Source organism: Catenuloplanes atrovinosus (assembly GCF_031458235.1).
In the GTDB taxonomy this organism is placed as follows: Bacteria; Actinomycetota; Actinomycetes; order Mycobacteriales; family Micromonosporaceae; genus Catenuloplanes; species Catenuloplanes atrovinosus.
On record NZ_JAVDYB010000001.1, the window covers coordinates 4,680,854 to 4,698,781 of the forward strand.

Annotated in this window: 12 protein-coding genes and 2 pseudogenes; 7 read left to right on the top strand and 7 right to left on the bottom strand. The window is 73.3% G+C overall.

Translation table 11 applies throughout. The features are described from left to right. Positions 1 to 136: 136 nt before the first annotated feature. Entirely contained in the window at positions 137 to 1,663 is a 1,527-nt protein-coding gene (locus J2S41_RS20725; RefSeq protein ID WP_310369620.1) for a PP2C family protein-serine/threonine phosphatase, read from the bottom strand. A gap of 112 nt (positions 1,664 to 1,775) precedes the next feature. Here J2S41_RS20725 and J2S41_RS20730 point away from each other — a divergent pair, with 112 nt between their 5' ends. Further along, positions 1,776 to 2,522, top strand: coding sequence for an AfsR/SARP family transcriptional regulator (locus J2S41_RS20730; protein ID WP_310369622.1), 747 nt, complete (start codon positions 1,776 to 1,778; stop codon positions 2,520 to 2,522). Here the strand turns inward: J2S41_RS20730 and J2S41_RS20735 are convergent. Continuing rightward, positions 2,492 to 5,998 (bottom strand): glycoside hydrolase family 9 protein, encoded by a 3,507-nt coding sequence (locus J2S41_RS20735; protein ID WP_310369624.1) that lies wholly within the window; start codon positions 5,996 to 5,998, stop codon positions 2,492 to 2,494. The genes J2S41_RS20730 and J2S41_RS20735 overlap by 31 nt on opposite strands. A 478-nt stretch (positions 5,999 to 6,476) precedes the next feature. Here J2S41_RS20735 and J2S41_RS20740 point away from each other — a divergent pair, with 478 nt between their 5' ends. The 4 genes from J2S41_RS20740 (at position 6,477) to J2S41_RS20755 (ending at position 11,680) form a co-directional block, all read left to right on the top strand. Beyond that, entirely contained in the window at positions 6,477 to 8,774 is a 2,298-nt protein-coding gene (locus J2S41_RS20740) for a rhamnogalacturonan lyase (RefSeq protein WP_310369626.1), read from the top strand. A gap of 209 nt (positions 8,775 to 8,983) precedes the next feature. Next, entirely contained in the window at positions 8,984 to 9,553 is a 570-nt protein-coding gene (locus tag J2S41_RS20745) for a TetR/AcrR family transcriptional regulator (RefSeq protein WP_310369628.1), read from the top strand. Between the two features lie 111 nt (positions 9,554 to 9,664). Then, positions 9,665 to 10,813 (top strand): acyl-CoA dehydrogenase family protein, encoded by a 1,149-nt coding sequence (locus J2S41_RS20750; RefSeq protein ID WP_310369630.1) that lies wholly within the window; start codon positions 9,665 to 9,667, stop codon positions 10,811 to 10,813. Positions 10,814 to 10,903: 90 nt separating this feature from the next. Continuing rightward, the gene (locus J2S41_RS20755; RefSeq protein ID WP_310376435.1) at positions 10,904 to 11,680 is read left to right on the top strand and encodes a flavin reductase family protein; all 777 of its coding nucleotides are present in this window, start codon (positions 10,904 to 10,906) and stop codon (positions 11,678 to 11,680) included. A gap of 345 nt (positions 11,681 to 12,025) precedes the next feature. Here the strand turns inward: J2S41_RS20755 and J2S41_RS20760 are convergent. Both J2S41_RS20760 and J2S41_RS20765 read right to left on the bottom strand, forming a co-directional pair. Further along, a pseudogene (locus J2S41_RS20760) lies at positions 12,026 to 12,310 on the bottom strand (glycoside hydrolase domain-containing protein); the annotation flags it as partial. A gap of 118 nt (positions 12,311 to 12,428) precedes the next feature. Continuing rightward, a pseudogene (locus J2S41_RS20765) lies at positions 12,429 to 13,559 on the bottom strand (glycoside hydrolase domain-containing protein); the annotation flags it as partial. Between J2S41_RS20765 and J2S41_RS20770 the strand changes: the two are divergent. Next, positions 13,533 to 14,036: an RDD family protein gene (locus J2S41_RS20770; protein WP_310369633.1), complete on the top strand. Its 504-nt coding sequence runs from the start codon at positions 13,533 to 13,535 to the stop codon at positions 14,034 to 14,036. The pseudogene J2S41_RS20765 and the gene J2S41_RS20770 overlap by 27 nt on opposite strands. An 88-nt stretch (positions 14,037 to 14,124) precedes the next feature. On the opposite strand, the gene J2S41_RS20775 is transcribed toward J2S41_RS20770, so the two are convergent. Next, the gene (locus J2S41_RS20775) at positions 14,125 to 15,333 is read right to left on the bottom strand and encodes a DUF808 domain-containing protein (protein WP_310369635.1); all 1,209 of its coding nucleotides are present in this window, start codon (positions 15,331 to 15,333) and stop codon (positions 14,125 to 14,127) included. 90 nt (positions 15,334 to 15,423) lie between these two features. Next, positions 15,424 to 15,837, bottom strand: coding sequence for a hypothetical protein (locus J2S41_RS20780; protein ID WP_310369637.1), 414 nt, complete (start codon positions 15,835 to 15,837; stop codon positions 15,424 to 15,426). Positions 15,838 to 15,894: 57 nt separating this feature from the next. Between J2S41_RS20780 and J2S41_RS20785 the strand changes: the two genes are divergently transcribed. After that, entirely contained in the window at positions 15,895 to 17,022 is a 1,128-nt protein-coding gene (locus tag J2S41_RS20785; protein WP_310369640.1) for an NAD(P)/FAD-dependent oxidoreductase, read from the top strand. Here J2S41_RS20785 and J2S41_RS20790 read toward each other — a convergent pair. Continuing rightward, positions 17,016 to 17,600: an ATP-binding protein gene (locus J2S41_RS20790; protein WP_310369642.1), complete on the bottom strand. Its 585-nt coding sequence runs from the start codon at positions 17,598 to 17,600 to the stop codon at positions 17,016 to 17,018. The genes J2S41_RS20785 and J2S41_RS20790 overlap by 7 nt on opposite strands. Positions 17,601 to 17,928 lie beyond the last annotated feature (328 nt).

Consider the following 17,928-nt stretch of genomic DNA (forward strand, 5'->3'; position numbering starts at 1 on the left):
GCAGCCGTGGCCGCCACCGACACAGCTTCGGCGGTACGGACGGCAACGGTCAACGGTTCGGGACGCCGGGACGGATAGAGCGCCTCTGACCTGCTGTGACGCCGCCGGGATGGGACGCTGGGAAGACGAGTGGTGGTCAGCGCACCACGGTCAGTGCGATGTCGTCCTCCGCGCTCCGGCCGTACCGGTCGAGCAGCAGGTCGCAGAGTTGTTCGGCGTCGAGGCCGCCACGGCCGGCGAGCGTGTCGGTGAGGTCGCGCAGCGACTCGTCGAATCCGGCGCCGCGGCGCTCGATCAGGCCGTCGGTGTAGAGCACCACCGCGGCGCCGGGTTCGAGCGTGACCTCGTGGTCCACCCGGACCGGCGCGTACGGCGTGCCGAGCAGGATCTCCGGGGAACGCCGCAGCAGCTCGGCCGCGCCGTCCGGGTGCAGCAGCACGGGCGGCGGGTGGCCCGCGTTCGCCCAGCGGAACGTGCGCCGCCCGGGCCGGTCCTGGACCTGCGCGAGCACCACGGTGGCGAACCGGTCGACGCCGAGCCCGAGCATGGCGTCGTTGAGCGTGGACAGGATGCGCGACGGCGGCCACTCCACGGTGTACGCGATGCCGCGCAGCAGGTTGCGCACCTGCGCCATCACGGCGGCGGCGCTCCGGTCGTGCCCGGTCACGTCGCCGACGGCCAGCGTGATCAGGCCGTCACGGACGACGAACGCGTCGTACCAGTCCCCGCCGATGTGCGCCTGCGCGATCGAGGAGTGGTAGCGGACCGCCACCCGCAGGTGCTCCGGCTGCGCGGCGCGGGTGAGCAGGCTGTCCTGCAGCGCCTCGGACATCGCCCGCTCCACCGACGCCAGCAGCCGTTCCGTCTCCCGGGCCTGGATGCGGTCCAGCGCCTGGGTGAGCGTGCCGCCGATCAGGCGCAGGAAGCCGTGGTAGTTCTCGTCGACCGGCAGGTACGGGCTGAGCCGGGCGGTGAACAGCCCGGCGCCGTCGCCGAGCTCGATCCGCGCGACCGCGCCGTCCGGTCCGGCACCGGCCTGCGGCTCCGGGTCATCGGGGGCGAGCGTGAGCGTGACGTCCGTCAGGTCGTCCGGCACCGAGCGCAGCACCGGCAACGCGCGGTCCAGCAGCGCCGGCCGGTCGTCCACGTCGGCCAGCCGCTCGTTGAGCCGGTAGAGCAGCGCCAGCCGGCGGTTGCCGATCACCTGCGCCGTGGTCTCCGACGCGATGTCGATCACGCCCTCGACCGCACCGTCCGGGCCGGCCACCGCGGAGTAGGAGAACGTGAAGAACGTCTCCTCGGGGTAGCCGTACCGGTCCATCAGCAGCCGCAGGTCACTGACCCAGGTGGCCTGCCGGCCGGTCGCGGCCTGGTCCAACATCGGGCCGACCGTGTCCCAGATCTCCGGGAAGATGTCCCGGGCGGGCGCGCCGAGCGCGGCCGGGTGCTTGTCGCCGATGACCCGCGCGTAGGCCTCGTTGTAGACCAGCACGTACTCCGGGCCCCAGAGCAGCGTGACCGCGAAGCGGGTGCGCAGCGCCATCCGTACCGTCGAGGTCAGCGTCGGGCTCCAGGACGAGACCGGCCCGAGCGGCGTCGCCGCCCAGTCCACGGCGGCATACGCCTCCCGCAGCGTGCCGGCCGACTCGAAAACATCATCCACCAGCAGAATCTAGCCGTCCCATTCCGTCGCGGGACGCACACCGGCGCTCCCCGCGTCCCGGACATCGACGGAATACCATGCCGGTACGTCGTCGATCGGGGGAACCACGGCAATGAGCGAAGCGCTGGAGTTCGGCGTGCTGGGACCGCTGCGGGTCTGGCCGCCCGGCGCCGACGCCACGCTGACCGCGCCACGGCTGCGCGGTCTGCTCACGCTGCTGCTGGTGGAGCCGGACCCGGTGCCGGTCGCGCAGGCCGGGCCGGCGTGCGGCGGGCCGGCCACGCCCGGGCCGGTACACGTGGCGGTACACCGGCTGCGCCGCTGGCTGAGCGCGCACGGCGGCCTCCGGCTCGACCTGACGCCGGCCGGCTACCGGCTGGACGTACCGGCCGAGGCGGTGGACGCGGGCCGGTTCCGGCGACTGGTCGCGGACGGGCGGGCCCGGCGGGACACGGACACGCTCATCGCGGCGCTGGAGCTGTGCCGCGGCCCGGTCGCGGCCGACGCGCCGCAGAGTCTCCGCCAGCGGTACGCCGTGCGCGCGCTGGACCGGATGCGCCGCGAGGTGACCATCGAGGTCGCCACGGCGTGCCTGGCCGGGGGGACGCCGTACCGGGCGCTGCCGCTGGTCGAGCGGATGGCCGAGGCCGCGCCGCTGGACGAGCCGGCCGCGTCGCTGCGCGCGCTCACGCTGGCCGCGTGCGGGTTGCAGGCGGAGGCGCTGGACGTGATCGACCGGACCACCCGGCTGCTCGCGGACGAGCTCGGGGTGGATCCGGGCCGGCACCTGGCGGAGGCGCGCCTGCGCGTCCTCCGCCAGGATCACTCTCAGTTGCCGTTGATCAGCCACATGGCGTAGTCGGGGCTGAACGTGCCGGCCGGGAGGTCGCGAATCCGCCCGCACGTCGCGCCGTCGGAGTCGCCCGGCACCTTCAGCCAGAGCAGCATCTCCGCGCCGGAGGTGTTCAGCCGGGAGGTGACGCCCAGCTTCACGCCGGCCGGGTTGCACCAGTCGTCCTTGTGCCCGTTGCCGTTGCGGCTGGTGTCGATCACGTACGGCTTGGCCGTGGCCAGGTCCGCGTTGATCGCGTTCGCGTAGGCGGTGGACTCCGCGGTGGTCCAGAAGTTGGACGTGTTCACCGCGAAGCCGTGCGCCCGCGCGATCCCGGCCTGGGCCAGCCGGTCGGCCATCACGTCGGCCGCGACCCAGCCGGCGTTGCCCGCGTCGACGTACGTCCAGGCCTGGCCGCCGAACGCGCCGACCGCGTGCGAGACCAGCCCGAACCGTTCGGTGACCTGGGCCGCGGTGAGGCAGTCGAGCTGGGTGACCGCGTCCGGCTCGATCACCACGACGGCCGGCCGGCCCGCGACGCCCGCACCGAATTCGGAGATCCATTGCCGGTACGCGGCCGCGCTGGCCGCGCCGCCGGCGGACTGGCCGTCGCAGTCGCGCTTCGGGATGTTGTACGCGACCAGGATCGGTACCTGCCCGGCCGCGGTGGCGCCGTCGACGTAGGCGTCCACCGCGGTCCGGATGTCGCCGCTCCAGTCGCCGAACCAGCGCGCGCCCGGCTTCGTGGCCAGCGTGTCGCGGATCGCCGGCATGCGCGCGTCCGCCGGGTTGTCCGCGACCCACCGCATCGGGTTGGAGTCCGGGTCGGTGTAGAAGCCGTTCGCGGCCGCGATCTGCGCCGGGGTCCCCGTGCCGGGCGGCGCGTCCCGGACGAAGTCGCCGGCCAGCGGCCGGTCCGCGCTCTGCCCGAACGTGAACCCGGCGACGTCGGCGTTGCCGGACGCGTTCGTGTTCCGCAGGAACCAGCTGTTCTCCGTCCGGAACACGCCCACGGTGTCGTCGCCGTCGCCGTCCCAGTCGCCGACCACGGGCTTGTCGCCGGTGGCGCCGTAGACGAACGAGACCTCCGGCGCGCCGCTCTCCAGCTTCTCGCGCAGCACGAACGTCCGCTGGGACGTGCGGTGGTAGCCGAGGCTGTCCTTGCCGTCGCCGTTCCAGTCGCCGACCAGGATGGTGTCCCCGGTGTCGCCGATCGTGACGCCGATCTGGGTGGCGCCGCTGCCGTGGTCGTTGCGGATTCGCACGTTCCGGTCGCCGGGCCGCCAGGTGGCGAACGTGTCCGTGCCGTTGCCGTCCCAGTCGCCGACCAGCGGCACGTCGGAACTGGACGCGTAGGACGCCTGGAACGTGTGGTCGTAGGCGCCGCCGCCACTGAACGCGTTGCGCAGGTGGACCATCCGGGACGACGGCACCCAGTAGCCGATGCCGTCCACGCCGTCGCCGTCCCAGTCACCGACGAAGCCCACGGCACCGGACGGGACGGTGGCCTGCGCGGTCGCGGTGCCGGTGGTCAGGCTGTCGCGGACGAAGACGGTGGACGCGGACGGGCGGAAGACGCCGATCGTGTCCCTCTTGACCGGGACCGGCTCCGGGCCGGTGCCACCCTTGCCGAGCAGCGCGAACGCGAGCAGGCCGGTGGCGGTGAAGTCGATCGCCGGTTCGTTGCTCATCCACGCCTCGGTCGCGTCCAGGAACCGCGCGCCGTTGCCGGTGAACGCCGCGTACGCGTCGGCGCCGTCCGCCGGGCAGTCGCCCAGCTCGTCCAGGTCGAACGTGTCCTCGCCGTTCGGCCCGTTGACCGCGGCGCCGGTCAGGATCGCGCCGGAGCCGGTGTGGCTGCCCTTGAGGTTGGCGACCTGGTGGTGCGGGCACCGCGGGAAGGTGTCGCCGACGCCGACGATCAGCGACACGCCCCACGGGTTGCCGCCCAGCGCCCAGTTCGCCTGCGACTGGGCGAACGCCGCGTAGGTGCTGGTTCCGCTGACCTCGTCGTACCGGGTGGCCTGGGCGATCAGGCCCAGCGTGTACGAGGTGGAGTCGTAGTTGGTGTACGCCGCGCCGGCCCGGAAGCGGTCGGCCTGCGCGCGGGCTACGGCCTCGTCCAGCCGCGCCGCCTGGTGGTCGAGCAGTTGCTCCGGCGTGACCGCGAGCCCGGTGGACTCCGTCTCGGCGATCTCCTCGGCCAGGTCGGGCAGCGCGATGCCGCCCACGTCGTACAGGTTGAGCGTGCCGCCCCCGTCGTCCATGTACTGGTCGGCCCAGAGCGCGGCCTCGGCCAGCCAGGTGACGGCGCGGCCGTCGCCGAGCGCGCGGGCGGCCCGGGCGAGTTCCGTCGCGCCGTACGCCATGTCGTCCTTCCAGGCCTTCTCCGGGTAGAACGTGTACGGGTACGCCGTGACCAGTTGCGCCGGCACGTTGGTGGTCTGCGCCTTCTGGTAGAGCAGCGCGGCCTTCGCCAGGTCCTGCGCCGCGCGGCCGGGGTCGCTGGTCGCGTGCAGCTGCGCGGAGAGCGCGAACGCCGCGGAGACCCGGCCGGCCAGGTTCGGGCTGATCCGCGCGCCGGGCGCGTTGGCGCGCAGGACCGGGCGGTAGCGCAGGTAGTACCCGTCCTTGCCGGGCTCGGCCCGGATCGCGTCGTCCGCCTCGGGCAGCCGCCACACGTCGTGGTCGCCGTCGAACGTGTCGTTGCCGCCGCCCAGGCCGACCTGGACGTAGAGCACGCCGTTGGTCTCGTCCCACATCTTGTCCAGCCAGGCCATGGCGTGGTCGATCTCCGCGGCGCGGGCCGGGTCGGCGCTGCCGGAGCGCTGCGCGACCTGGAGCGCGCCGGCCGCGTACGCCGTGGTGTGGGTGAACTTCAGGTAGTCGCCCGCGTCGAACCAGCCGCCGGCGACGTCGACCTTGGGCGCACCGCTGATCGGCGTCAGGTTGCCGGCGATCGCGTCGCTGCCCTCCTCGAACGTGGGCACGTGGTAGACGGTCGCGGACGAGTCGGCCAGGTGCGACGGGCGCCGGTCGAGCGCGCCCGGGATCACGTTCTGGCCGTCGCGCTGGGTCTGGAAGAACGTGCTCATCGCGCGCGAGACCGGCGCGTACAGGTCCGCCCGGCCGGCGATCTCGAACTCCGGCGAGGTGGTGACGCCGGAGATCTGGATCGTGTACCGGCCCGGGGTGGTCACGGCCGAGAAGTCGATCTCCGACACGCCGGTGTACGCGCTGTTCCAGCCGCCGCGGCTGGCGCCCGCCGTGCCGGTGCGCACGGTGGTGCCGTTGGCGTCGACGACCCGGAACGTGGCGCCGGCCTGCGCGGCCGTGCCCATCAGGTACGCGATCTTGGGCTGGCCGGTCTGGTAGCCGACCTGGTTGAGGCGGATGTAGGAGGTCACGGCCGCGGCGGCGGGTGACGGGGTGACGGTCAGGCCCCCGGCCGCGAGCAGCAGCGCGGCGGCGAGGGCGGTGGCGGTTCGTACCGGAGGTCTCATGGGTGTCCCCATTGCTCGGTGGACGCGGAAACGCTCACCTGAAGCTAGGAAGAGGGGACTTACCGGCGGCTTACCGATGCCTTTCCGGCTCGCACGGGCGCGGTGTCGCAGACCGGGACGCCCGCGCGCCGCACCACCGACCACTCCGGACAGCCGCGGGAGACTCCGGGATCACCGTCCGCCGGCTCGTGTCCGATCGGGCTCCACCATACCGGAGGACTCCGGAATTCCGGAGTCCTCCGGCGCCCCGGAACGCCGGAATTCCGGAGGAGATCACTGGTGGCCGATCACGGCCGGGCCGATGAAACGTTCGACATCGCCCTATAGACCGGCAATCCGGGCCTTGAGCCTCACCGGCGCCGCCCCGCCGCCGTTCACGTGCGTGAACGGCGGCGGCTTCATGGCGGCGAAACAGGCCCGAAACCTTGACAAGCACATCGAGCCATTCATAGCCTTCACAAAATTTTATCGTTTCACTGTGGCTGGAGACCCCGAGATGAGTCCTGGCACGACGAACCGGATCGCCGCGGCCTGCGCCGCCGCCGTCCTCCTATCGATAATTCCGGCATCCGCGTCCGTCGCCGCGCCCGGGCGCGGCGGCCCCCGGCTCGAACAGCTCGACCGCGGCCTGGTCGCCGCGTCCACGGCCGACGGGGTGTTCCTGAGCTGGCGCCTGCTCAAGAGCGAGGCGACCGGCCACTCCGCCACCGGGCTGACCGGCGTGAACTTCCACGTCTACCGGGACGGCCGGCGGATCGCCACGGTCACCGACAGCACCAACTTCCTGGACCCGGCCGGCACCGGCGCCTCGCGATACCGGGTCGCGGCCGTGTCCGGCGGGCGGGAGCGGGACCGCAGCGCGACCGTGACCGCGTGGTCCGCCGGCAGCTACGACCTGCCGCTGCGCAAGCCGGCCGACGGCGTGACACCGGCCGGCGAGGCGTACACGTACTCGGCGAACGACCTGAGCGTCGGCGACGTGGACGGCGACGGGCAGTACGAGTACGTGGTCAAGTGGGACCCGTCGAACTCCAAGGACGTCTCCCAGGTCGGGTACACCGGGAACGTCTACGTCGACACGTACGAACTGGACGGCACGCTGCTGCACCGCATCGACCTGGGCGTCAACGTGCGGGCCGGCGCGCACTACACGCAGTTCCCGGTCTACGACTTCGACGGCGACGGCCGGGCGGAGATGATGATCAAAACCGCGCCGGGTACGAAGATCACCCGCTACGCGCGGGACGGGCGCGTGCTGTCCGAGCGCCACATCACGATGCCGCGCGCGGACGTGCGGGCCGGATACCGCCACACCGACGACTACCGGCTCAGCGCCGCCGGCTACTACCAGCATCTGGTGGACATGTTCCTCGGCTGGCACGCGCACCCGGAGGTGGTCGCCGGGCGCTGGCCGGCCACGCTGGAGGCGGCGTTCGGCATCGCGCCGCGGTACGCGTACCCGCTGAGCCGCACGGACGCGGAGGCGCTGGCCGACCACTTCATCGACGTGTACGCACCGGCCCGCAGCACCCGCAACGCGTTGCGCGCGTTCCAGGGCTTCATCCTGGACGGCCCGGAGTACCTGACCGTGTTCGAGGGCGCGACCGGCCGCGAGCTGCAGACCGTTCCGTACAAGCCGGGCCGGCACGACGACGGCCTGATGTGGGGCGACTACGCCATGGCCCGGATCGAGCCGGGCAACCGCGTCGACCGGTTCCTGTCCGGCGTCGCCTACCTGGACGGCAAGCGCCCGTCCGCGGTCTTCGCACGCGGCTACTACACGCGCAGCACGCTGGTGGCGTACCGGTGGGACGGGCGGAGGCTGATCGAGGACTGGTACGTCGACAGCGGCTGGACGCCGATGACCAACCCGTTCAACGACTCCCCGCACGGCCGGAACGGCACCGACCCGGAGTTCGGCACGCTGACGACGCAGGGCTTCCACTCGCTGTCCGCCGCGGACGTGGACGGCGACGGCAAGCAGGAGATCGTGTACGGCGCCGCCACCATCGACGACGACGGCGACCTGCTCTACTCCTCGTTCGCCACGATGCCGCCGGGCAGCGCGGCGCCGGGGCAGAGCGCGCGGCTCGGTCACGGCGACGCCATGCACGTCACGGACATCGACCCGGACCGGCCCGGCCTGGAGATCTTCACGGTGCACGAGGGCGCCACGTCCGCGCCGTACGGCATGGCGATGCGCGACGCGCGGACCGGCGAGGTGCTGTTCGGCGTCTACTCCGGCCGCGACACCGGCCGCGGCATGGTCGGCGACGTGCTCCCGGAGTCGCGCGGCCTGGAGGTCTGGGCCAGCCTGCCCGGCGGCACCGACTCACTCGGCCTCTACACCGCCCGCGGCGTGGTCACACCCGGCCCGATCCCCGGCACCAACCAGAGCATCCGCTGGTCCGCCGACCTGACCACGCAGATCCTCAACGGCTCCGGCGACGCCGTCCCCACCGTCGACGACTGGAAGCGCGGCACGCTGCTCACCGCGGACGGCACCCGCGCCAACAACGGCACCAAGGGCAACGCCGGCCTGATCGCCGACGTCTTCGGCGACTGGCGCGAGGAACTGCTGCTCCGCACGGCCGACAGCTCCGCGATCCGCGTCCACCTGAGCACGGAGATCACCGCGCACAAGCTCTACACGCTGATGCACGACCCGCAGTACCGCGTCGAGGTGGCCCGCCAGCAGACCACCTACAACCAGCCGTCCCACCCCAGCTTCTACCTCGCCTCCGACACCGTCTGGTCCCGCGTCCCCCTCCCCTGACCCTCCCCTCCCTCCCCTCCCCCCTCTCCCGCGCCGATCTAGGGTTTGTTCCAGCGGTGTGATCTCCGATCGCGCGAACAAGTCCTAGATCGACGTCGAGCGGCGGGCGGCGGGGGGCCGGGGCCGGGCGGCGGGGCGGCGGGGCGGCGGGGGCGGGGGCGGGGCGGCGGGGGGCCGGAGGGCGGGGGCGGCGGGCGTATCGTGGGTGGGTGCGAGCGGATGCGGTTCGTAATCGGGTCCATATCGTTGACGCGGCGCGTGCGCTGATGGCGGCGAAGGGGACCGGCGTGACGCTGCGCGCGGTCGCCCGGCACGCCGGCGTCGGGACGGCCACGCTCACCCGGCACTTCCCCACCCGCGAGGCGCTGGTCGAGGCGGCCGTCGCCCGCCAGATCGACGTGTGCACCGAGGCCACCGAGCGGGCCGCGGCCGATCCGGACCCCTGGCGCGGGCTGAACGGCATGGTGGAGCGGATGTTCGACCCGCGGTTGCGGGACGGCGACCTCCCGGTGGGGGACGCCATCACCGGGCCGGACGGCGCCCGCGCGAGGCACAACGTCTGCGAGCTGACCCGCCGCGCCCAGGAGGCCGGGCAACTGCGCGCCGACTTCCGGCCGGCCGACCTGCTGCTGCTCACGACGGCCGGCGACAACCTGGCCGCGACCTCGCCGCCGGCGGCGCGCCGGCTGGTGGCGTACCTGTTGCAGTCGTTCGCCGCGCGCACCGCGCCGCTGCCCGACGCGCCCCCGATCGCGGTGCCCGGCACCGTCTCCGGATGACAACCGGAACATCCGCGCACCGGCGTTCATCACTTCCCGGCGGAACCGGGGTGGACGGCCGCGCCGCGATTAGCGTTCCTCCCGGTTGACCGCACACCGAGGAGAGAACACATGATGGATCTGGTGGCCCGCGTCCGCGAGCTGCGCCCCGAGCTGTCCGCGAACGGCTTCCGCGCCGACGCCGAGGGCACCGACGTCGCGGACAACATGCGGCTGATCGCCGAGGCCGGGCTCCACCGGCTGACCGTGCCGGCCGAGTTCGGCGGGCTGTGGGACGGCGGGCCGTGGGGCGCGCTGCGCGCGACGGTCGAGAGCATCGTGGAGGTGTCCGCGGCGGACGGCTCCACCGGGCAGTGCTGGAGCGCCACCGTGCTGGTCGCACGCCAGTTGTTCATGTCCGACCTGCCGTGCGAGACCCGGCGCCAGCTGGCCGGCGAGCTGCTCCGGGACGGCCGGCGCCTGGTGTCCTCCGCGTCCGAGGCCGGTGGCACGGGGCCGGTGACCGCGGTACGGGCGCCCGGCGGCATCGTCATCAACGGCACCAAGACGTTCAACACCAACAGCGGTGGCGGCGGCCGGGACCTGCTGCACGTGCGGTTCCTGCTGGAGGGCGAGCCGCACCAGGCGCTGGTCCGGCTGGACGATCCGGGCCTGACCGCCGCGCACGACTGGGACAACATGGGCCAGCGCGGCACCGAGAGCCAGACCATCACCTACCGGGACGTGTTCGTGCCGGACGGGTGGCATCTCACGCCGCCGGCCATCGACCCGTACCTGCTGAGCGCCGTCATGCTGACCCACGCGGCGCTGCTGCAGGGCCTGGGCGAGGGCGCGCACGAGGCCGCGGTCGGCTACCTGCGGGCCGTCGGCCGGTCCAGCATGCCGAAGTTCGCCGGCGCGCTCGAGGACCCGCTGCTGCACCGGCAGCTCGGCGAGATGTCCAGCGAGCTGGCCGCCGCGCGGGCGCTGCTGCTCAGCGTGGCCGCCGAGATCGAGGCGGGCGGCGCGGACCCGGCCGAGGTGGGCGTGCGCGGCTTCCGGTCGAAGGTGGCCAGCACCGCGGCGGGGCTGCGGGTGAGCTCGCGGATTCACGACCTGACCGGCGGGCGCGGCACCGCCAACCGCTACCGGTTCGACCGGTACTGGCGCAACGCCCGCGCGTTCGCCTCGCACGATTCGCTGGACGCGAAGATGGCGTTCATCGGTGCGTACGAGGTGTCCGGATCGCTGCCGGACCTCGCCGACTACCTGGCGGTCTAGGTGGACCCGACCGCGCTGCGCGCCGCCTTCGCCCGCTTCCCGAGCGGCGTCACCGCACTGTCCGCGCTGGTCGACGGCGCACCGGAGGGGATGGCGGTGAGCTCGTTCGTCCCGGTCTCGCTGGATCCGCCGCTGCTCGCGGTCTCGATCCGGCGGGACTCCCGCACCTGGCCGCTGCTGCGCCGCTCGCGCGGGATCGGCGTGAGCGTGCTGGCCGCCGGGCACGGCCCGCTGAGCCGGCGGCTCGCCGGGCCGGTGGACCGGTTCGCCGGCGTCGACTGGACCGCGGCGCCGTCCGGGGCGGTGCGCATCGGCGGCGCGGCGGCCTGGTTCGACTGCGCGCCGGCCGAGGAGGTGCCGGCCGGCGACCACGTGATCGCGCTGCTCGCCGTCCGCCGGGTCGAGTACGGCCGGGCCGTACCGCCGCTGGTCTTCCACGGCAGCGCGTTCCGCGAGCTGGCCCCGGAGGCGCCCGTGCGGACGCCGCCGGGCCGGGCCTGCATCGACGCGGGCCGCCGGGTCGCGCGCCGGTACCGGCTGTGGCGGTCAGCCGATCGCCACGTCGACGATGTGCATGATGCCGCGGTCGCTGCCCCGCGGCAGGATCACGGCGTCGACGGTCCTGGCCGGGTCGAGCGCGACCGGGTCGGTGGCGAAGACCCGGAACGTGCCCCCGCCGGCGGTGCCGTCGGCGTTGTTGCGGCCGGTGACGGTCAGCAGCGCGGTGTTGCCGACCGGGGCGGCCGCGGCCCAGTCGCCGAGGATCAGCGGGACGTCCTGGACCGTGCCGTCGGTGTAGACCACGTGGGCGGTGCCGGTGGCCGGGCCGTTCGTGGCCAGGCCGAGGAACGAGACGCCGCGGGCTGAGTGATCGGTCAGGTCGATGCGCTGGCCGTGCGGGATCCAGTTGTCCGGCGTGCCGGGCGCGGCGGTGGGCCAGGTGAACGTGAGGTCGCCGTGCCGCAGCGCCGCGCCCGGGGAGGCGCCCGCGGCGGCCAGCGAGTCACGGGAGTACGACCAGTCGCTCAGGTCCATCGAGCCCAGGTCGCCCCGGCCGTCCGGCGTGGTGCCGACGTTGTTGCGGGCGTCCATCCCGTCCAGGTAGGACGGTGGGACGTCCGCGGCGCCGGTGCCCCACGCGGTCGGCGTGGCGGACATGACGAAGCGCAGCTTGCCGCCCTCGCGGGCGAACTCGGCGCCGACCCAGGACGCGGTCCGCCGCTCGCCGTCCACGCGCAGGTCCTTGACGTAGCGCTTGCCGGCGGCGACGCCGGGCGCCTGGATCTCGATGTCCGCGCCGCCGCCGACCGGGCGGATGTCGATCCGGTCGAACATCGGCGCGTGCAGCACCAGCGTGCCGGTGCCGTAGATCGCCGGGTAGAAACCCAGGTGGGCGAAGACCAGCCAGGCGCTGAGCGCGCCCTGGTCGTCGTTGCCGGGCAGGCCGGACGGCGTGGTGTCGTACATCTCGGCGACCGCGCGGTACGCCACGTCCACGGTCTTCGCGGGCGCCCGCAGCCAGTTGTAGACCCACGGCGTGCCGAACGCGGGCTGGTTCGATCGCGTACTCCAGCACGCGTGACGTGGCGAAGTCGCCCTTCCGGTTCTCGATCAGGCCGGTCGCGAAGTACTGGTAGGCGTCCGTCCGCCGGCTCGCCGTCGCGGGCAGCCGCTGGGTCTCCACCATGGACCGCAGCGCGGCGACCCGGTCGTAGTCGGTGATCCCCATGTCGTCCAGCGTGGAGAGGATGACCTGCAGGTTGTCGCCCTGCATGCGGGACGCGCCGGGCGCCCAGCCGCCGGTCTGCTCGGTCAGCAGCACGATCGACCGGTTGATGTCCGCCGCCACCGCCGGGTGGGTCAGCGCGATCAGCTGCGCCTGGCCGCGGTACATGTCCCAGCCGGAGCCGGCGAAGTTGATGTTCAGGTAGAAGTGCCGGCCCGGCTCCACCCGGTGCACCCGCCCGTCGTAGCCCAGGTACTCGCCGTTGACGTCCTCGCGCACGTTCGGGTGCAGGAAGGCGTGGTGGAGCGCGGTGTAGAACTCGACCCGCCGCTCGTCCGTGCCGCCCTCGGCGTCGACCGTGCCGAGCGCCTTCTCCCACGCCTTCCGCGCGTCCCTCCGCACCGGGTCGAAGCCCTTCCGGCCCACCTCGGCGGTACGGTTCGCGGCCGCGTTGTCCACGCTCACGTAGCTGAAGCCGGTGCTCGCGGTCACGGTCGCGCCGGCCGGGAACGTGACCCACGCGCCGGTGTCGTGCCGGTGGTCGACGCCGGTGTCCGTGCCGCCCTTCTCCACGCGCGTCGCGCCCGCGGTCAGCACGTCGTCCCTCCACACGCCGTACGAGGCGAAGTCCGTGTCGTACGTGGTGGAGAAGGAGGCGCGGTAGTAGTTGCCGTTGTCGCAGACGTCCACGCCGTACATCCAGCCGGACACCGTGCGCGTCGCCGGATCGATCGTGACCGCGCTGCCGAACGTGCGGTTGTTCGGGCCGGACACGTCGAGGATCAGCGTGGCGTTCCCACCGAAGGCGAACCGGCTCACCGCGGTGCGCGTGGTCGCGGTCAGCTCCGTGGTCACGCCGTTGTCCAGCGCCACCTGGCCGAGGGCGAGCCGGTGCCCGCCGCCTGTTCGGACACGAAGTAGCCCGCCGAGGTTAGGAACTGAGCGGTCAGTGGGTATGAGTCCTCCGTCACCGTCCAATGGGGAGGATTTGAGATGACCACGACGGAATCGCAGTACCATGCCGCGCCGGCTAAGGCGCCCTGGGAGGAACCGTCCGCGACCACGCGCGACGTCAAGGTGACCGGGCGGCGGGTCGTCGCGAACCTGATCGACGGGTTCCTGATGGTGCTGGTCGGCGGCGGGTTCATGATGATGTTCGGGGTCGAGCGGAGCGCGGCCATGGAGACGGCGGGCACGGCCACGATGTGGACGATGTCGCCGGCCGGGACGCTGCTGTACGCGGCCTTCGCGATCGCGTACTACGTGCTGATGGAGCGCCTGGCCGGGCGCACGCTCGGCAAGATGGTCACCGGCATTCGGGTCGTGGACGAGGCCACCGGCGCGGCGCCGAGCTGGGGGCAGGCGGCCCTGCGCACCCTGCTGCGGATCGTCGACGGCCTGTTCGGCTACCTGGTCGCGTTCGTCGTCGTGCTCACCAACGACAAGCGTCGCCGCCTGGGCGACATGGCCGCGAAGACGCTGGTCGTCCGCTCCTGAGAAGCACGCGACGTCGATCTCGCGATTCTGACGAAGCCGCCCCACCACGGATTCTCGTGGCGGGGCGGCTCGCGTTCGGGGCCGTGGTTCAGGCGCCGGCCGGGTCCGCCGGCGGCGTGGCGTCCGGCTTGGCCGCCGGGGTGCCACCGGCCCTGGGCGCGGGATCGGTACCGGGCGCGGCGTCCGTGGCCGGCGCCGGGTCCGCGGCCGGCGCGGCGTTCGCGCCCGCCGTGGCATCCGTGCCGGCCGCCGGGTTGGCGCCGGCCGCCGCGTGCACGCCGGCCGCGGTTGCGGTGGAAGTACCGGTCCCGGCGGCGGAGGCGTCGGTGGCCGGGGCGGCGTGGGTGGTGCCGTGGCCGTCGCCGTGCGCGCCGGAGCCGTGCTTGGCGCGGTGGAAGGTGAAGGTCATGATGACGACGATCACCGCGCCGATGATCAAGCCCACGATGGCGCTGGCGATCGTGTTGACCAGCCAGCCGACCACGCCGCCGAGCGGGCCGGTCGCGTGGTGGGCGGCTTCCTCGATGTGGTGGACGGCGCCGTAGACCGCGTGCAGGCCGAGCTCGTCGGAGCCGACCAGCAGGATGTGGCCGCCGACCCAGAGCATGGCGGCGGTGCCGACGATGGTGAGCACGGTGAGCACCTTGGGCATGGCCTTGACCAGGCCGCGGCCGAGGGCGGCGACGGCGGTGCCGGAGCGCTCGGACAGGCGCAGGCCGACGTCGTCCATCTTGACGATGATCGCGACGGCGCCGTACACCGCGACGGTCATCAGCACCGCGACCACGCACAGGATGACCAGGCGGGAGACGAAGCTCTGCTCGGCGACCTCGTTCAGCGAGATCACCATGATCTCCGCGGAGAGGATCAGGTCGGTCCGGATCGCGCCGGAGATCAGCGTCTTCTCGTCCTTGAGCTGCTCGTCCTCGCCGTGCGCGCCGTGGCCGGAGACCTTCGCCCAGACTTTCTCGGCGCCCTCGTAACAGAGATAGGCGCCGCCGAGCATCAGGATCGGTGTGAGCAGCCACGGCACGAACTGGCTGAGCAGCAGCGCCACCACGATGATGATCGCCTTGTTGCCCAGCGACCCGAGCGCGATCCGCTTGATGATCGGCAGCTCGCGGTCGGCCGCGAGGCCGCGCACGTACTGCGGCGTGACCGCGGCATCGTCGATGACCACACCCGCGGCCTTCGACCCGGCCTTCGCGGCCGCCACGCCCACGTCATCGATGGACGCGGATGCCGCTCGTGCCAGCACCGCGATGTCGTCCAACAGGGCTGCTAGTCCGCCGCTCAAGACAGGTCCTTCCGATCGTCGTTCGCACGCTCTCGCCGACGATTATCCCTGCCCCGGGCCATCGCGGCGCGCCGGACGCCACCGGACGGCCTACTCGTCGCACCACCGGCGCACGCCGGGCAGGAGCGCGGCCACCACCAGGCCACCGGCGTAGAGCAGCGCGCCGGCCAGGAACACCGGGTCGAACTCGTCGATGACCGCGAGCGGCACCGCGACCAGCGCGCCCACCGCGCCGATGATGATCAGCCCCAGCCACGCCCGCCGCTTCCGGCGCCGGATCATCTCGGCGATGAGCACGAACCCGGCCGTGAGCAGCAGCGGCTGGAACGCGGACACGAAATCCGGGAAGCGCAGCGCCCGTCCGTTGATGTCGCCGCTGATGAGATCGGGCAGTGCGGTGAGCGTCAGGGCCACCGGCCCCAGCGACCAGGCCAGGATCACGCCGACGGCGATCCAGACGTTGCGCGGTACGACATTCCCCTCATAGGTGCCCAGTCCATTCACGGACTCGATTGTGATGCCCGCGTCAAGGACTATCCTGGACGCCTTCGGAGGTGGGTCATGGCTGGTACGGACGTCGTGATCGTGGGCGCGGGCGTCGTCGGCACCGCGCTGGCCGCGGCGCTCCGGCGGCGCGGGCGGAGCGTCACGCTGCTGGAGGCGGGCGAGCCCGGCGGCGGGACCAGCGCGACCAGCTTCGCGTGGATCAACAGTCACAAGAAGACGCCGCTGGACTATCACGCGCTCAACCTGCGCGGGGTCGAGGCGTGGCGGCGGATCGCGGCGGAGGCGCCGGACGCGGTCGCGTTCACCGGGCACGTGTCGATCGCGGTCGGGGAGGCGCACCGGGCGAGCCTGACGCAGCGCACCGAGCGGCTGATCGGTCTGGGGTACGAGGCACGGTGGGCGACGCCGGCGGAGGCCCGGGCCCGTACGCCGGTGCCGGTCCCGGACGACGCGCTGGTCGCGATCTTCGATGGCGAGGGCCACGCCTTTCCGCGCCGGTGGATCGCGCGGCTCGCCCCGGCGGTCACCCCCGCGCGGGCCACCCGGGTGGAGGCGCACGACGCCGGCGCCACCGTGCACCTCGCGGACGGCGGGCGGGTGCGCGCGGAGTCCGTGGTGATCTGCGCCGGCACCGGCACCGCCGAGCTGGTCGCGTCCGCGGGCGGTGCGCTGCCGCTCGTACCCCCGGTGGTGGATTCCCCGGCGTTCGGTTACCTGACGGACGTGGCCGCGCCCGGCCACGGCATCACCACGATCGTCAAGACCGACCGGCTCGGCCTGCGGCCGGGCGAGGACGGCACGCTGCTGGTGCAGGCCCTGGACCTGGACGGCACGGCGGACCCGCGCACCCCACCGCCCGCGACCGTCGCCGCGGAGATCGAGCGGCGGGTCGCCGCCGTGCTGCCGCACACGAGGCCGCGCGTCATCGCGGTCCGCGCCGGGCATCGCGTGATCCCGGCGGACGGCCGCACGGCCGCGGGCCGGATCGCGCCGGGCTCGCCGGTCTGGGCGATCGCCACGCACAGCGGCATCACGCTCGCGCCGTGGCTGGCCGAGGTGATCGCGGGCGAGCTGTGCGGCGGCCCGGCCGAGCCGCTGCTGTCCGCGTTCCGCCCGGACCGCTTCCACCACACCGGCACGCACGACGCGCTCGCCGCCCCGCGCGCGCCGGGCGATCAGTAGCCGCTGACCGGCGGGAGGCCGAAGTGCGCGATCACCCGCGTGGCGACCTCGGCCGGCTCCAGGCCGGTGTTGTCGATGCGGAGGTAGTCGGCACGGCCGTCGAAGCGGCCCTCGGAGCGCAGCCGATAGCGCTGGTCCAGGTCGAGCAGCTGCCGCCGGGAGGCATCGAGGTCGCGCCGGGACGGCTTCTCCGCCAGCCGGGTCGCGCCCTCGTTGCGGCGCAGCCGTTCCTCCTGACTGGCCTGAAGTTCCAGGAACAGCACGCGCCCGCCGCGCCGGCGGAACGGCTCCGCCAGCGCCTGCACCGCGCGCTCGTCCTCGGGCAGGTCGAACGCCCACACGTAGGTGAAGATCAGCCCGGGTAGGTCGCTGGCCGCCACCTCCTCGATGACGTCCCGGCGGAACCGGTCGACGAGCCGCCCGAACGGCGGACTTCCGAACGGGAAGAACCGCAGCACCGGCTCGATCGCGAGGTGATTGTGGAACAGCCGCAACCCGGTCCGCGCCGCGATCTCCTCGCCCACGGTCATCTTCCCGACCGCCGGCGCCCCCACGATGATCAGTAACGTCCCCGTCATGCCCAGACGCTAACCCGCCGCCCGGCCGCGGGGCGATCGGGTTCCCGGCGCCGGCGGACGCCGGAGCCGTTGCGCCGCGGCCGTACCGTCGGGCGCATGTCGGCGCGACCGCTGCTCGCCGTGCTTCTCGCACTGATCGCCGTGCCGCTGCTCGGCTGTGTCGGCCCGCTGGCCGGCGCCGGTGAGCCGCCGGAGCCGCGGAGCCGGATCGTCTGCTGCACCGGTTACGACGTCGGCGCGCTGGAGCGGCTGACCGGCACCACCGCGACCGTCGCGGCGCGGGCCGCCCGCCCGCCACCAGCACCGTCGCCTTCCTCACCGTGCTGCC

Excerpts from the sequence above, each read along its gene's own strand:
- J2S41_RS20730 (WP_310369622.1), top strand. The coding sequence starts at position 1,776 with ATGAGCGAAGCGCTGGAGTTCGGCGTGCTGGGACCGCTGCGGGTCTGG.
- J2S41_RS20735 (WP_310369624.1), bottom strand. The coding sequence starts at position 5,998 with ATGAGACCTCCGGTACGAACCGCCACCGCCCTCGCCGCCGCGCTGCTG.
- J2S41_RS20750 (WP_310369630.1), top strand. The coding sequence starts at position 9,665 with ATGATGGATCTGGTGGCCCGCGTCCGCGAGCTGCGCCCCGAGCTGTCC.
- J2S41_RS20755 (WP_310376435.1), top strand. The coding sequence starts at position 10,904 with ATGGCGGTGAGCTCGTTCGTCCCGGTCTCGCTGGATCCGCCGCTGCTC.
- J2S41_RS20770 (WP_310369633.1), top strand. The coding sequence starts at position 13,533 with ATGACCACGACGGAATCGCAGTACCATGCCGCGCCGGCTAAGGCGCCC.
- J2S41_RS20785 (WP_310369640.1), top strand. The coding sequence starts at position 15,895 with ATGGCTGGTACGGACGTCGTGATCGTGGGCGCGGGCGTCGTCGGCACC.
- J2S41_RS20790 (WP_310369642.1), bottom strand. The coding sequence starts at position 17,600 with ATGACGGGGACGTTACTGATCATCGTGGGGGCGCCGGCGGTCGGGAAG.